Consider the following 14458-nt stretch of genomic DNA (forward strand, 5'->3'; position numbering starts at 1 on the left):
CGGCAGGTCCGGCGAGAACGGCGAGGCTTGACGCGCCGCGTGCATGGGGTCACTTCTGGGGCCCGCATCACCCAGGGAACAGCGAGGGCAGCCATGTTCTACCGACCCCAGGACGGCCACGGGCTGCCGCACAACCCTTTGAACGCCATCGTGGCGCCGCGGCCCATCGGCTGGATCTCGACCCGCGGCCGGCAGGGCGACAACCTGGCGCCCTATTCCTTCTTCAACCTGACCGCCTATGTGCCGCCGCAGGTCATGTTCGCATCGACCTCGGCCAAGCCGGACCGGCAGGGCACCAAGGACAGCGTGGCGCAGATCGCGCAGTCGCGGGTGTTCTGCGTCAACATCGCCGACGGGCCGCTGAAGGATCAGGTCAATGCCAGCTCGGCCGCCTTCCCGGCCGGGGTGAACGAATTCGAGGCGGCCGGCATCGAGGCCGCGGAATGCGAAAGCATCGACTGCCCGCGCGTCGCCGGGGCCGCCGCGGCGCTGGAATGCCGCGCCACGCGCATCCTGCGGCTGGCAGGCGAGGCGAATTACATGGTGCTGGGCGTCGTCACCGGCATCCACCTGCGCGAGGATTGCCTGAAGGACGGCCGCTTCGACCTGCACGGCACCGGCTGGCTGTCGCGCATGGGCTACAAGGACTACACCATCACCACCGAGACCTTCGAGATGGAGCGCCCCTGATGGAGAACCGGCCGGAAAAGCGCCGCCGCGACAGCCGCACGGTGCGCGACTATATCCGCACCATCGTCGATTTCCCGCATGAGGGCATCCTGTTTCGCGACGTGACCACGCTTTTCGCCGATGCGCGCGGCTTTCGCATGGCGGTGGACCAGCTTCTGGCCGCCTATGCCGGCGAGAATATCGACAAGGTCGTCGGGCTGGAGGCGCGCGGCTTCATCCTGGGCGGCGCGGTGGCGCATCAGCTTTCCGTGGGCTTCGTGCCGATCCGCAAGAAGGGCAAGCTGCCCGGCGCCGTCATCAGCCAGGCCTATGCGCTGGAATATGGCGAGGCGGTGATGGAGATCCATGACGACGCCCTGAAGCCCGGCGAGCGGGTGCTGATCGTCGACGATCTGCTGGCCACCGGCGGCACCGCCGCGGCCGGCATCTCGCTTTGCGAGCGGCTGGGGGCCGAGGTCGTGGGCTGCGCCTTCGTGATCGAGCTGCCCGAGCTGGGCGGGCGGACGCTGCTGGAAGGGCTGGGCCACGAGGTCCATGCCCTGACCAGTTTCGAGGGCGCCTGATCCCTTGCGGCAGGCCCCTGCCGGGGTTAGGTGAGGCCCATGGACAAGAAACCGCCCCTGACCCTTTACCTGGCCGCGCCGCGCGGCTTCTGCGCCGGCGTGGACCGCGCCATCAAGATCGTCGAGATGGCGCTGCAGAAATGGGGCGCGCCGGTCTATGTCCGCCACGAGATCGTGCACAACAAGTTCGTCGTGGACAGCTTGCGCGACAAGGGCGCGGTCTTTGTCGAGGAACTGGACGATGTGCCCTCCGACCGGCCGGTGATCTTCTCGGCCCATGGCGTGCCGAAATCCGTGCCGGCCGAGGCGCGGCGGCGCGAGATGGTCTTTGTCGATGCCACCTGCCCGCTGGTCAGCAAGGTGCATGTCGAGGCCGAGCGCCACCATGCCGAGGGCTTGCAGATGGTGATGATCGGCCATGCCGGCCATCCCGAGGTGCTGGGCACCATGGGACAATTGCCCGAGGGCGAGGTGCTGCTGGTCGAGACGGTCGAGGACGTGGCCAGGATTGCGCCGCGCGATCCCTCGCGGCTGGCCTTCATCACCCAGACCACGCTGTCGGTCGATGACACCGCCGCCATCGTCGCCGCACTGCAGGCGCGGTTTCCGGACATCGTCGGCCCGGCCAAGGAGGACATCTGCTATGCGACGACCAACCGCCAGGCCTCGGTCAAGGCCATCGCCGGGCGGATCGACGCGCTGCTGGTGATCGGGGCGCCGAACAGCTCGAACTCGCGCCGGCTGGTCGAGGTCGGCAGCGCCGCCGGCTGCGCCTATTCGCAGCTGGTGATGCGCGCCGACCAGATCGACTGGCGCGCCATCGCGGGCGTGCGGGCGGTGGGGGTGACCGCCGGCGCCTCGGCCCCCGAGGTGCTGGTCGACGAGGTGGTGGCGGCCTTCCGGGAACGCTACGACCTGACCGTCGAGATGGTCGAGACGGCGCGGGAGAATGTCGAGTTCAAGGTGCCGCGGGTCCTGCGCGAGGCCTGAGCACTCGCCCGTGGGGGCTTTGCCCCCGCCCCTGCGGGGCTCCCCCAGGATATTTGGACAAGAAAGAAGGGTTGCGGGATGAAACTGTGGTCTATGCCGTCCTCGGGCAACAGCTACAAGGTGCGGCTGCTGCTGGCGCTGCTGGGCCGCGATTGCGAGATCCTGGACGTGGAATACCAGACCGAGGCGCTGGAACGCGCCAAGGCCGAGGGGCGGCTGCCCTTCGGCAAGGCGCCGGTGCTGGAACTGGATGACGGCCGGCTGTTGCCGGAATCGAACGCGATCCTGTGCTGGCTGGGCGAGGGCACGCGCTTCGTGCCGAAGGATGCCTTCGGGCGCGCCGCCATGCTGGGCTGGATGTTCTGGGAGCAGAACCAGCACGAGGGGGTCGTCGCCGTGCGGGCGGCCTTGCGGACCTATCCGCATCGCCGTGCGCAGGCGACGCCCGAGCGCATGGCGGAGCTGCTTGAGCGCGGCCATGCGCTGCTGCAGGTGATGGAGGACCGGCTGGCCGGGCATGACTGGCTGGTGGGGGATACCGTCAGCCTCGCCGATATCTGCCTTTACGGCTATACCCATACGGCGGGCAGCCTGGGCGGCTTCGACATGGCGCGCTTCCCCGACATCGGGCGCTGGCTCGACCGCATCGCCGCCCTGCCCGGCTACAAGGGGCTGGAGGCATGAGCGCGCTCTTCGCCTGGACCGACGGCGCCTGCAGCGGCAATCCCGGCCCCGGCGGCTGGGGGGTGCTGATGCGCGCCCTGGAGGGCGAGACGGTGCTGAAGGAGCGCGAGCTGTCCGGCGGCGAGGCCGAGACCACCAACAACCGCATGGAGCTGATGGCGGCGATCTCGGCCCTGGAGGCGCTGACCCGGCCGAGCGAGATCACCGTCGTCACCGACAGCGCCTATGTGAAGAACGGCGTGACGCAGTGGATCCACGGCTGGAAGAAGAACGGCTGGCGCACCGCCGACCGCAAGCCGGTGAAGAATGCCGAGCTGTGGCAGCGGCTGGACGCCGCGCAGGCCCGCCACAAGGTGCGCTGGGAATGGATCAAGGGCCATGCCGGCCATCCCGAGAACGAACGCGCCGACGCGCTGGCGCGGGCGGGGATGGCGCCCTTCAAGCCGGCGAAGGTCTCGGGGTGAGCTTTGAGGCGCTGATCCCGCTGCTGGATTATGCCAGCGTGCTGGTCTTTGCGCTGACCGGGGCGCTTGTCGCCAGCCGCGGGCAGTTGGACGTGGTCGGCTTCATCTTCTTCGCCACGCTGACCGGGATCGGCGGCGGAACGTTGCGCGACCTGGTGCTGGGCCGGGTGCCGGTCTTCTGGGTCGGGCGGCCCGAGCTGCTGCTGCTGACCGCCGGCGCGGCGATCATGGTGTTCTTTACCGCGCATCGGCTGGAAAGCCGCTATCGCGCCATCCTGTGGCTGGATGCCTTTGCCCTGGCCGTGGCGGTGCCCGCGGGCGTGGGCGTGGCGCTGGAGGCGGGAGTGAGCCCGGTGGTCACCGTGCTGATGGGGGTGATGACCGGCACTTTCGGCGGGCTGATGCGCGACGTGGTCGGCAATGAGGTGCCCTTGGTGCTGAAGCAGGGCGAGCTTTACGTCACCGCCGCCTTTGGCGGGGCGGTGGCGGCGCTGCTGTTGCTGGCGCTGGGGACCGGGCGCGGCTGGGCGCTGATCGGCTGCGCCGCCATGGTGCTGCTGCTGCGCGCGGGCAGCATGAGCTTTGGCTGGCGGCTGCCGGCCTACAAGGCGCGGCCGCCGCGACGCTAGCCTTCGGACCAGACCGCCATTTCGGTGCCGCCCGGCTCGCGGAACTGGAAACGGCGGCCGCCGGGGAAGTCGAAGATCGGCCGGGTGATCGTCGCCCCCGCCTCGGTCACGCGGGCCAGCGCGGCTTCCAGGTCGTCGGCCTTGAAGATCACCAGCGGCGGCGCCAGAGGGCCGGCGGCGATGCCGCCCGACAGGCCGGCATCGGCCATCTCCTGATAGTCGGGGCCGTAATCGTTGAAGCGCCAGCCGAAGGCGCGGGTGAAGAAGGCTTTCGTGGCCGGCAGGTCGGGCGAGGAGAATTCCAGATAGTCGATCTTCATGGGAATCCCCTTCGGATGTTCCCGTTTTGTTTACACCCGCGCGCGGCTCAGCGCAAGACCGGCGGGCCGGGGCGCCGCTCGCGCAGGTCCTCGACCCCCATGCGCAGCCCGGCGCCGATGCGATGCGCGAGCGCCGACCAGGCCCGCGCCGTCTCGGGCGGCAGCGTCCGGCGCAGGGTCTCGTCGAAGAGCATGAGCCAGGGCGCGAAGTGCTGGGCCTTCACGTCGCCGGCGCGCATGTGCACCTGCATCGGATTGCCGTCATAGCCGCGCTCGTAGAGGATGGCCTTGCGCCAGAAGCGGGCGATCTTGGCCTCGTGCTCGGGCCAGTCGGCGACATGGGCGGCGAAGACCGGGCCCAGCACCTCGTGCCGGCGGACCGCGGCGTAGAAGGTGGCGACGACGCGGTCGATCTGTTCGGAGGTGACGTCGAAACGGGGCGGGATCATGGCGCGGATATGGACCCCTGGGGCCGGTCCTGCAAGCCCGTCACGGATCGCGCGTCCCGGAAAGCGGCGGGATCATGGTGCCCGCGACCAGATGCGTCAGCCCGCGCCGCAGCAGCGGCAGGGTCGAGAGCGGGGCAAGCACCAAGTCGCGCAGCCGGAGCAGGCTGCGGCTGCCCGACTGATACATCGGGGTGAAGGCCGCGCTCATCGCCTGGTAGATGCGCACATGCCAGCCCGGTGGATGCCGCGGCCCGGCGCGGTCGCCGGATAGGAGACATCCAGCACCTGGCGTCCCCGCACCTCGTGCCGGTGCATCCGGGCGATGGGGCTGGAGAGGCGGCGCGCCTCCTCGCCCGCGCCGATGCGGTCCGGGACGGCCAGCCCCACGGGCGGGATCACCAGGCCCGAGCCCAAGGGACTCGACGTGGCGAACGCTCGAACAGGGCGACCTCGTGGCCCTCGCCGGCCAGCAGCGTGGCGCCGATCCCGGCGCCCCGCGATGGCGATCCTGTAGCTCATGGCCGCTAGCTCCCCGAGGCGCGGCGCGGGTGCAAGCCGCGCTTGCAGGGGTCGGGGCGGTTTCCTATAACCCGCGCATGTTCAGCAGGGCCGGAATTTTTCGAATTATTCGCCCGGCGGCGTAGGATGTCCTCGCCGCCGGGTCATGCATGCCTGCCCAGCCACCGAAGGATTCCCGCCAGATGAGCGACACGACCGCCGAAACCCAAGCCGCGCCCGATTACCGCGACACCGTCTTCCTGCCCCAGACCGATTTCCCGATGCGCGCCGGCCTGCCGCAGCGCGAGCCGGACTGGCTGGCCCGCTGGGAGCGCATCGGCATCTACGACCGGCTGCGCGAGCGCGCCCGGGGGCGGACGCCCTTCATCCTGCATGACGGCCCGCCCTATGCGAACGGCAACCTGCATATCGGCCACGCGCTGAACAAGGTGCTGAAGGACTTCATCACCCGCAGCCAGCAGATGATGGGCCGCGATGCGCGCTATGTGCCGGGCTGGGACTGCCACGGCCTGCCGATCGAATGGAAGATCGAAGAGAAATACCGCGGCGCCGGCAAGGACAAGGATGCCGTCGACGTGGTCGAGTTCCGCCAGGAATGCCGCCGCTTTGCCGAGCACTGGATCGGCATCCAGCGCGAGGAGTTCAAGCGGCTGGGCGTCACCGGCAAATGGGACGATCCCTATCTGACGATGGACTACCATGCCGAGGCGGTGATCGCGGCCGAGTTCATGAAGCTGCTGATGAACGGCTCGCTCTATCAGGGTTCGAAGCCGGTCATGTGGTCGCCGGTCGAGAAGACCGCCCTGGCCGAGGCCGAGGTCGAGTATCACGACCATACCAGCCACACCATCTGGGTGCGCTTCCCGGTGGAATCCTCGCAAGGTATCTGGGCAACGGAGAAACCCGCCAGCGTGGTGATCTGGACCACCACGCCCTGGACCATCCCGCAGAACCGCGCCGTGGCCTATCATCCGGCCATCGCCTACGGGCTTTATCGCGTGGGCGCGGTGGCCGAGAACGCGACGGCGAAGAGCGGCGAGCTGCTGGTGCTGGCCGATGCGCTGGCCGAAAGCGTGCGCCAGGCCGCCCGGATCGAGGACTGGCAGCGGCTTCGCGACGTGACGGCCGCCGATCTGGAGGGGCTGGTGCTGTCGCATCCGCTGCGCGGCGTCGAGGGCGGCGCCGGCGAATGGGATTACGACGTGCCGATGCTGCCCGGCGATCACGTCACCGACGACGCCGGCACCGGCTTCGTGCATACCGCGCCGAGCCATGGCGACGACGACTATCAGCTTGGCCTGAAATACGGGCTGCCGATGACCTACAACGTCGAGCCGGACGGCGCCTATCGCGCCGACCTGCCGCTGTTCGGCGGCCAGGCGATCATCGCGCCGGACGGCAAGGAAGGCCCGGCCAATGTCAGCGTCATCAAGCAGCTGGCCTGGGCGGGCGCGCTGCTGGCCAAGGGCAGGATCAAGCATTCCTATCCGCATAGCTGGCGCTCGAAGGCGCCGCTGATCTATCGCAACACCCCGCAATGGTTCGCCGCCATCGACAAGGTGCTGGACGACGGCATGGGCGAATATGGCGACACCATCCGCCGGCGGGCGCTGACCTCGATCGACAAGCTGGTGCGCTGGACGCCGCAGACCGGGCGCAACCGGCTGTATTCCATGGTCGAGAACCGGCCGGACTGGGTGCTGTCGCGCCAGCGCGCCTGGGGCGTGCCGCTGACCTGTTTCGTGAAGAAAGGCGCCAGGCCCACCGATCCGGAATTCCTGCTGCGCGACCAGCGCGTCAACGACCGCATCATCGCGGCCTTCGAGAAGGACGGTGCCGATGTCTGGTATCACGCCGACTTCAAGGCGCGGATGCTGGAGGGCCTGGCCGATCCCGAGGCTTACGAGCAGGTCATGGACGTGCTGGACGTCTGGTTCGATTCCGGCTCGACCCATGCCTTCGTGATCCGCGACCGCGCCGACGGCAGCCCCGACGGGATCGCCGACCTCTATCTGGAGGGCACCGACCAGCATCGCGGCTGGTTCCACAGCTCGCTTCTGCAGGCCTGCGCCACCAAGGGCCGGGCGCCCTATCGGGGCGTGCTGACCCATGGCTTCACCCTGGACGAAAAGGGCATGAAGATGTCCAAGTCGCTGGGCAATACCGTGGCGCCGGCCGATGTGATCAAGGAATACGGCGCCGACATCCTGCGGCTCTGGGTGGCGCAGTCCGACTACACGGCGGACCTGCGCATCGGCAAGGAGATCCTCAAGGGCACGGCCGACAGCTATCGCCGGCTGCGCAACACGCTGCGCTTCGTCCTGGGCAACCTGGACGGTTTCACCGAGGCCGAGCGCATCGGCGTCGAGGAGATGCCCGAGCTGGAGCGATGGGTGCTGCACCGGCTGGCGCAGATCGACGGGCAGCTGCGCCGCGGCTATGACAGCTACGATTTCCAGGGCGTGTTCCAGGCCGTGTTCCAGTTCGCCACGGTGGACCTTTCGGCCTTCTATTTCGACATCCGCAAGGATGCGCTTTATTGCGATGCCCCCGACGCGCTGCGGCGGCGGGCGGCGCGGACGGTGCTGGACCTGCTGTTCCACCGGCTGGTGACCTGGCTGGCGCCGGTCCTGCCCTTCACCATGGAGGATGTCTGGCTGGCGCGCTTCCCTTCCGAGGACGGCTCGGTGCATCTGCAGGACTTCCCCGCCACCCCGGCCGAATGGCTGGACGAGGCGCTGGCCCGGAAATGGGAAACCATCCGCCGCGTCCGCCGCGTCGTCACCGCCGCGCTGGAGATCAAGCGCAGCGACAAGGTGATCGGCGCCAGCCTCGAGGCCGCGCCGGTGGTGCATGTCGAGGATGCCGAGGAGCTCAGGGCGCTGAAATCGGTGGATTTCGCCGATATCTGCATCACCTCCGGGCTGAGCCTGACCCCCGATCCGGCCCCGGGCGAGGCATTCCGGCTGTCCGAGGTGCCGGGCATCGGCGTGGTCTTCGAGACCGCCGAGGGCGAGAAATGCCAGCGTTGCTGGAAGATCCTGCCCGATGTCGGCAGCCACGGCCACCCGGGCACCTGCGCCCGCTGCGATGCGGTGCTGGCCCGGGACTAGCCGGCCCCGGCCCCTTGGCAGGGTGCGCCCGAGCGGCGCCCTGCGGGGCAGCCGGCAGGCTGCCTCAGCGGAACCACAGCCCGGCGCGGCGCAACCGCTGGCGCATCGCCTTTTCGGTGGGCGGCGGGTCTTCGCCGGCAAAGAGCGGGCGGATCCGGCTGCGCCCGGCCCCCTCCGCGATCAGGTAGCGGGCGGCCTCGTCATCCGCCAGCAGTGGCGCGATGCGCGGATCGGCCGCCAGTTCCTCGATCAGCGCCACCACCGCATCGGATTCGCGGGCATAGAGCAGCGACAGGTTGCGGTAATGGCAGGTCGCCCAGTCGTCCAGCCCGGCCAGTTCCGGTCCCGGGCGGCCGCCGCCCAGAGAATGGATCACCAACGGCAGCGCGACCTGATCCAGCCAGGGATCCAGGCTCTGGCAGGCCAGGGCCTCGCCCGGGTCGTCGCGGATCGCCAGCGCCCAGTCGAGAAAGCGGCGGCCAAATTCCTGCGGATCGGCACCGAAGAACCAGCCGGCGTTGAAATAGAGGTAACGCTCCCAATGCTCGTCCGGCTGGCTGCGGTCGAGCGAGCTTTCGTAATCCAGCCCGAAGCGGTCGTAGAGCGATTTCCAGATGGCGCCATAGCCGGGCCCGTAGGGCGGCGGCTCGGGCCAGGTCGCGCTGCGCCGCATCGAGGCCGAGGGGCGCGCAAAATCCAGGCTCAGCCGCTCCAGCGGCCCGGTGACCAGCGTGTCGCTGTCGAAAAACACGAAGGGCTCGCCGGGTGGCAGCAGGGCCAGCGCCTCGATCTTGTTGCCATAGGGATAGCCGGCGCCGAAATGCGTGGCGGTGAAGGGCAGGATCTCGGCCCCGAATGCGGCCAGGGCTGCGCGCGCCGCCTCGGGCATCCGGGTCTGCGCCCCGCTCCAGGCGCCCTCGGGCTGGGGCTCGGCGACGATCAGCCGGCCGCGCCAGCCGGGGGCATTGCGGCGCAGGCTGGCGGCGAACAGCGCCGCCTGGCCGCCCAGGCGCATGCCCTGCCCGACCAGCAGGATGTTGAAGGGCCGGGTTGCAGCGGCCGGGGGCGGGTGGTGCTGCCCCCCGGACGGCCCGCCGGCCTCCGCCCGGTCCTCTTCGGCGTCGGCGCCGCGGCGGCCGGCGCGTTCGGCCTGTCGGGCGGCGCGGCGGGCCTGGCGCTCGGCGCGGTTGGCAGCCTGGCGGGCGGCGCGTTCGGCCGCACGCCGGGCGGCGCGGGCGGAGGCAGCTTCCCTGCCCCCGCCCTGGTCGTCCCCCGGCCCATTCTGCGCCATGGCCTGCCCCCGAACAGCGAATCCCCTTGGCATCCGCTCATAGCAACAAGGGCCGGCCTCGTTCCAGAGGTGAATTTAAACGGGCTGTTTCAACTTGAATAAGAAAAATGCAACCGGAGGTTAATTAAATCCTCGCCGCAATTGCTGCGGCCGGGCAAGAATTTGAACTGACCTCACCAAAAAGGCAGGTTCTCGATTCACGGCTTTCAATGCAGGGTACCCCTAGCCGTTGAACGATTTCCTCTTTTACAGGTACGGCGAGACCGGGTGAGACGTGGGCACGGTCCTCACCCGGTCGCTTCGTTAAATCAAATCTGGCATTCCCCCCTGAGCTTGTCGATTGTTTCGATCAGGCAGCGGCACTTTTCCGCCGATGCCCTTGGGGAAACCATTTTCCCACTGCCTGTTCTGTCGCCTGTTCCATATGCATATCCGGATAATGCACGCATTGCGCGAAAGCCGCTCCTTCATCGCGGCTGGATTGATCAATGCCGGGCGCGCAGCCTCTGCAAGCAGCGATTGCATTTCGCGCACCGATCGGGGATCACCCGAAGGCGGCGCCGGATGCCGCCGTCCGCAGGGGGTTTCATGGTCGCGCCGATCGTCGGCATCTGCCGCTTTTCCTTTCTGGGCCGCGGGGACTGGAGCGCCTATCTCCGCACCCGACCCGGTTCGGAGGAAGAGGCCGAAGCCATGCGCCGCAGCCGCGACCTGCTTTATGACGATGCCCGGCTGCGCTTTCGCTTCCAGAGCTTCGAGCGGCTGACGCTGGCCTCGCTGCGGGCGCAGACCGAGCCGGATTTCCGCTTCGTCGTGCTGAGCTCGGCCGCCATGCCCCGGCCCTGGCAGGAACGCCTGCGGGCGCTCTGCGCGACGGTGCCGCAGGTCCGGCTGGTCTTTTCCGAGGCGGGGGACGTGGGCAGCGCCCTGGCGCCTCTGCTGACCGGGCTGGCGCAGGGCGACGGGCCGGCGGTGCAGTTCCGGCTGGACGACGACGATTGCCTCTGCGCCGATTACATCGCGCATCTCGCCCGCGCCGCCCGGGCGATGCGGGACTATGGTCCCTTCGCCTTTTCCCTGCCCCGGGCGCTGCTGGTGGCGCATTACGCCGGCGCGGCGCCGCAATATTGCGAATTCGTCCGGCCCTTTCACGCCGCGGGCGCCGCCGCGCGCCTGTCCCAGCCCGGGCGCAGCATCTTCGCCTTCGGTCATTACGCCTTGATGCGGCGATTTCCGGCCCTGGTCGATCACGGGCCCTTCGGTTCGCTGCAGCTGAAATTCCAGGGTCACGATTCGCGCATCGTCGCCCCCACGCCGGGCAGCGGCGTGACGGCCATGGCCGAGGCGGATTTCCGCGCCCAGCTCGCGCGGCATTTTCCCTTTCTGGATCAGGCGGATCTGGCGGGACTGATGGCGCTGCAGGCCGGCCGGGACTGATCCGGCCCCGGCTTTTGCGCGCCCGCTCGGGAACCTTGCGCGGAAACATGGGTTCAATGCCCATACCGCAAACGCCATCCAGCGAAAGGAGCGCGCGATGAATTGGGATATCGTCGAAGGCAAATGGAACCAGCTCAAGGGCAGCGTGAAAGAGAAATGGGGCGACCTGACCGATGACGAGCTGACCGAGGTCGACGGCAAGAAGGACAGGCTGGTCGGCAAGCTGCAGGAGAAATACGGCTGGACCAAGGAACAGGCCGACGAGCAGATCGACAGCTTCTTCCGCGACAGGGTCTGAGCCGATCCCGCCCAGGTCGGAAGACCGCCAGGCCCCCGGTCCGCGCCGGGGGCCTTTGCCATGCCGGGCCCGTCGCAGTTCAGGAACAAAATGCGAACCAATCACCCATTGAACCTCCTGCGGCGGCTTCCTATCTTGTCAGCCAGCAGGGGGCGCAGACTGCCTGCCTTAGGGGTTGCGCCTCTTGGCGAGAAAGGACTGATTCCATGAACGAATTCGCCCAAACCACCCATCCGGTCCTGCCCTTGCGGGACATCGTGGTGTTTCCGCACATGATCGTGCCGCTGTTCGTCGGGCGCGAGAAATCGGTGCGGGCGCTCGAGGCCGTGATGGAACAGGACCGCCCGATCCTTCTCGCGGCGCAGAAGGATGCCGCGGTCGACGAGCCCGCCGCCGAAGGGATCTTCCGCACCGGCGTGCTGGCCAATGTGCTGCAGTTGCTGAAGTTGCCCGACGGCACCGTGAAGGTGCTGGTCGAGGGCCGCGAGCGCGTGCGCATCACCCATTTCGTGCCGAACGACGCCTATTTCGAGGCGGGTTGCGAAATTCTGGCCGAGGAACCCGGGGATCAGGACACGCTGACCGCGCTGACCCGCGCCGTCGCCGAGGAGTTCGAGCGTTACGTCAAGGTGCGCAAGAACATCCCCGAGGAGGTCGTCTCGGCCGTGGCCGAGGCCCGCGATTCCGCCCGCCTGGCCGATCTGGTCAGCGGCCATCTGGGCATCGCGCTGGACAAGAAGCAGGAACTGCTGGAAACCCTGGTGACCGCCGAGCGGCTGGAGAAGGTCTATGGCCTGATGCAGGGCGAGATGTCGGTGCTGCAGGTCGAGAAGAAGATCAAGTCCCGCGTCAAGACGCAGATGGAGAAGACCCAGCGCGAATATTACCTGAATGAGCAGATGAAGGCCATTCAGAAGGAGCTGGGCGATGGCGAGGACGGCTCGAACGAGATCACCGAGCTGGAAGAGAAGATCGCCGCGACCAAGTTCAGCAAGGAGGCCCGCGAAAAGGCCGAGGCCGAGCTGAAGAAGCTGAAGTCGATGTCGCCGATGTCGGCCGAGGCCACGGTCAGCCGCAACTATCTCGACTGGCTGCTGTCGCTGCCCTGGGGCGTCAAGTCGCGCATCCGCAAGGATCTCGGCAAGGCCGAGGGGGTGCTGGACGCGGACCATTACGGTCTGGAAAAGGTCAAGGAGCGGATCGTCGAATACCTGGCGGTGCAGAACCGCTCGACCAAGCTGAAGGGGCCGATCCTGTGCCTCGTCGGCCCTCCGGGCGTCGGCAAGACCTCGCTGGGCCGTTCGGTGGCGCGCGCCACGGGGCGCGAGTTCATCCGCATCAGCCTTGGCGGGGTGCGCGACGAATCCGAGATCCGCGGCCACCGCCGGACCTATATCGGCTCGATGCCCGGCAAGATCATCCAGGCGCTGAAGAAGGCCAAGACCACGAATCCGCTCATCCTGCTCGACGAGATCGACAAGATGGGCCAGGATTTCCGCGGCGACCCGGCCTCGGCCATGCTCGAGGTGCTGGACCCGGAACAGAACGCGACTTTCGTGGACCACTATCTTGAGGTGGAATACGACCTGTCCAACGTGATGTTCGTGACCACGGCCAACAGCTACAACATGCCGGGCCCCCTGCTCGACCGGATGGAGATCATCCCGCTGGCCGGCTATACCGAGGACGAAAAGCGCGAGATCGCGCGCCAGCACCTGCTGCCCAAGCAGATCAAGGCGAACGGGTTGCGCAAGGGCGAATTCTCGGTGACCGACGAGGCGCTGACCCATGTGATCCGCTACTACACCCGCGAGGCGGGCGTGCGGTCGCTGGAACGCGAGATCGCCAAGCTGGCCCGCAAGGCGGTGACCGAGATCCTGAAGGGCAAGGTCAAGTCGGTCGAGGTGACGCCCGAGAAGGCCGAGGAATACCTGGGCGTGCGCCGCCATCGCTATGGCCTGGCCGAAAAGGACGACCAGATCGGCGTGGTGACGGGCCTGGCCTGGACGCAGGTCGGCGGCGACCTGCTGCAGATCGAGGCGCTGAAGCTGCCCGGCAAGGGCCGCATGAAGACGACCGGGAAACTGGGCGAGGTGATGAAGGAATCGATCGACGCCGCATCTTCCTTCGTCCGCTCGATCAGCCCCGAACTGGGGGTCAAGCCGCCGAAATTCGAGACGGTGGACATCCATGTCCACGTCCCGGAAGGCGCGACGCCCAAGGACGGTCCCTCGGCGGGTATCGCCATGGTCACCTCGATCGTCTCGGTGCTGACGCAGATCCCTGTCCGCAAGGACGTCGCCATGACCGGCGAGGTCACCTTGCGCGGCAACGTCCTGGCCATCGGTGGGCTTAAGGAAAAGCTGCTGGCGGCGCTGCGCGGCGGCATCAAGACGGTGCTGATCCCGGCCGATAACGAGAAGGACCTGGCCGAGATCCCGGCCAATGTGAAGGAAGGGCTGAAGATCATCCCGGTCAGCCATGTGCGCGAGGTGCTGCAGCACGCGCTGGTGCGGATGCCCGAGCCCGTGGAATGGGACGAGGCCGCCGAGGAGGCGGCCGAGGCCAACCGCCTTGCCGCCACCCGGGAACAGGGCAGTGGCGGCGCGGCGGTCGCCCACTGAAACCGGAACCGCGCGGGCCTTCCCGCGCGGTTTTTTCTTGACCGGGGCTCCAGCAGAAAGGAGTTCGCTCATGGCAAGATCGGAGGGAAAACCGGAAAGAGAAGGATTCGCCGACCCGGAGGCGGCGAAGGTCCTGCAAAAGCGGCAGTTGCTGGCCCAGGTGGCGCGCCGGACCGGCCTGCGCAGCAGCGAGGTCAAGACGGTCGTCGAGGCGACGTTGGCCGAGCTGGGCGAGGCCATCGCCTCGGGCATGACGCTGGCTCTGCCGCCGCTTGGCCGCGCCCGGATCAGCCGGCGATGCGACAGTTCGGGCGGCGAGGTCATCACGCTGCGCCTGCGCCGCCGCGCTTCGGGCGAGGCGTGATTTTTCGCCCGAAGCCTCTTGCG

Annotated in this window: 16 protein-coding genes; 11 read left to right on the forward strand and 5 right to left on the reverse strand. The window is 68.1% G+C overall.

Going from position 1 to position 14458, the window contains the following annotated elements:
* The first annotated feature begins 93 nt into the window (after positions 1–93).
* From PARJ55_RS0101305 to PARJ55_RS0101330, 6 genes are all read left to right on the forward strand, one after another.
* Positions 94–690, forward strand: a complete 597-nt coding sequence (locus PARJ55_RS0101305) for a flavin reductase family protein (RefSeq protein ID WP_028711345.1) — start codon at positions 94–96, stop codon at positions 688–690.
* Positions 690–1253: an adenine phosphoribosyltransferase gene (locus tag PARJ55_RS0101310; protein ID WP_051416114.1), complete on the forward strand. Its 564-nt coding sequence runs from the start codon at positions 690–692 to the stop codon at positions 1251–1253. Before PARJ55_RS0101305 ends, PARJ55_RS0101310 begins: the two co-directional genes overlap by 1 nt.
* A gap of 39 nt (positions 1254–1292) precedes the next feature.
* The gene (gene ispH, locus PARJ55_RS0101315; protein WP_028711347.1) at positions 1293–2243 is read left to right on the forward strand and encodes a 4-hydroxy-3-methylbut-2-enyl diphosphate reductase; all 951 of its coding nucleotides are present in this window, start codon (positions 1293–1295) and stop codon (positions 2241–2243) included.
* A gap of 78 nt (positions 2244–2321) precedes the next feature.
* Positions 2322–2927 (forward strand): glutathione S-transferase family protein, encoded by a 606-nt coding sequence (locus PARJ55_RS0101320; RefSeq protein ID WP_028711348.1) that lies wholly within the window; start codon positions 2322–2324, stop codon positions 2925–2927.
* On the forward strand, positions 2924–3391 hold the full coding sequence (gene rnhA / locus PARJ55_RS0101325) for a ribonuclease HI (protein ID WP_028711349.1): 468 nt from the start codon (positions 2924–2926) through the stop codon (positions 3389–3391). The genes PARJ55_RS0101320 and rnhA overlap by 4 nt, the downstream gene beginning before the upstream one ends.
* Positions 3388–4020, forward strand: a complete 633-nt coding sequence (locus PARJ55_RS0101330) for a trimeric intracellular cation channel family protein (protein WP_028711350.1) — start codon at positions 3388–3390, stop codon at positions 4018–4020. Before rnhA ends, PARJ55_RS0101330 begins: the two co-directional genes overlap by 4 nt.
* On the opposite strand, the gene PARJ55_RS0101335 is transcribed toward PARJ55_RS0101330, so the two are convergent.
* From PARJ55_RS0101335 to PARJ55_RS23795, 4 genes are read right to left on the reverse strand one after another with little or no spacing between them, the layout of a single operon-like run.
* Entirely contained in the window at positions 4017–4340 is a 324-nt protein-coding gene (locus PARJ55_RS0101335; protein ID WP_028711351.1) for a VOC family protein, read from the reverse strand. The two genes, PARJ55_RS0101330 and PARJ55_RS0101335, sit on opposite strands and share 4 nt — an antisense overlap.
* A gap of 47 nt (positions 4341–4387) precedes the next feature.
* Positions 4388–4789: a group III truncated hemoglobin gene (locus tag PARJ55_RS0101340; protein WP_028711352.1), complete on the reverse strand. Its 402-nt coding sequence runs from the start codon at positions 4787–4789 to the stop codon at positions 4388–4390.
* 40 nt (positions 4790–4829) lie between these two features.
* A complete protein-coding gene (locus PARJ55_RS21325) occupies positions 4830–5015 on the reverse strand; it encodes a hypothetical protein (protein ID WP_036713643.1) in 186 nt (61 codons plus the stop codon).
* Positions 4994–5188: a hypothetical protein gene (locus PARJ55_RS23795; RefSeq protein ID WP_156929400.1), complete on the reverse strand. Its 195-nt coding sequence runs from the start codon at positions 5186–5188 to the stop codon at positions 4994–4996. The genes PARJ55_RS21325 and PARJ55_RS23795 overlap by 22 nt, the downstream gene beginning before the upstream one ends.
* A gap of 302 nt (positions 5189–5490) precedes the next feature.
* Between PARJ55_RS23795 and ileS the strand changes: the two genes are divergently transcribed.
* A complete protein-coding gene (gene ileS / locus PARJ55_RS0101355; RefSeq protein WP_028711354.1) occupies positions 5491–8421 on the forward strand; it encodes an isoleucine--tRNA ligase in 2931 nt (976 codons plus the stop codon).
* Between the two features lie 64 nt (positions 8422–8485).
* Here the strand turns inward: ileS and PARJ55_RS0101360 are convergent, their stop codons facing one another.
* The gene (locus PARJ55_RS0101360; RefSeq protein WP_084637749.1) at positions 8486–9712 is read right to left on the reverse strand and encodes a hypothetical protein; all 1227 of its coding nucleotides are present in this window, start codon (positions 9710–9712) and stop codon (positions 8486–8488) included.
* Positions 9713–10300: 588 nt separating this feature from the next.
* Between PARJ55_RS0101360 and PARJ55_RS21330 the strand changes: the two genes are divergently transcribed.
* The 4 genes from PARJ55_RS21330 (at position 10301) to PARJ55_RS0101380 (ending at position 14435) form a co-directional block, all read left to right on the forward strand.
* Positions 10301–11149, forward strand: a complete 849-nt coding sequence (locus tag PARJ55_RS21330) for a glycosyltransferase (protein ID WP_051416115.1) — start codon at positions 10301–10303, stop codon at positions 11147–11149.
* A gap of 97 nt (positions 11150–11246) precedes the next feature.
* Positions 11247–11447 carry a CsbD family protein gene (locus PARJ55_RS0101370; protein WP_028711356.1) on the forward strand — a complete coding sequence of 67 codons (201 nt, stop codon included), beginning with the start codon at positions 11247–11249 and terminating at the stop codon, positions 11445–11447.
* A 206-nt stretch (positions 11448–11653) separates the two neighbouring features.
* Positions 11654–14071 carry an endopeptidase La gene (gene lon / locus PARJ55_RS0101375; RefSeq protein WP_028711357.1) on the forward strand — a complete coding sequence of 806 codons (2418 nt, stop codon included), beginning with the start codon at positions 11654–11656 and terminating at the stop codon, positions 14069–14071.
* A gap of 70 nt (positions 14072–14141) precedes the next feature.
* The gene (locus tag PARJ55_RS0101380) at positions 14142–14435 is read left to right on the forward strand and encodes an HU family DNA-binding protein (protein WP_028711358.1); all 294 of its coding nucleotides are present in this window, start codon (positions 14142–14144) and stop codon (positions 14433–14435) included.
* Positions 14436–14458 lie beyond the last annotated feature (23 nt).

Source organism: Paracoccus sp. J55, assembly GCF_000513975.1.
GTDB lineage: Bacteria > Pseudomonadota > Alphaproteobacteria > Rhodobacterales > Rhodobacteraceae > Paracoccus.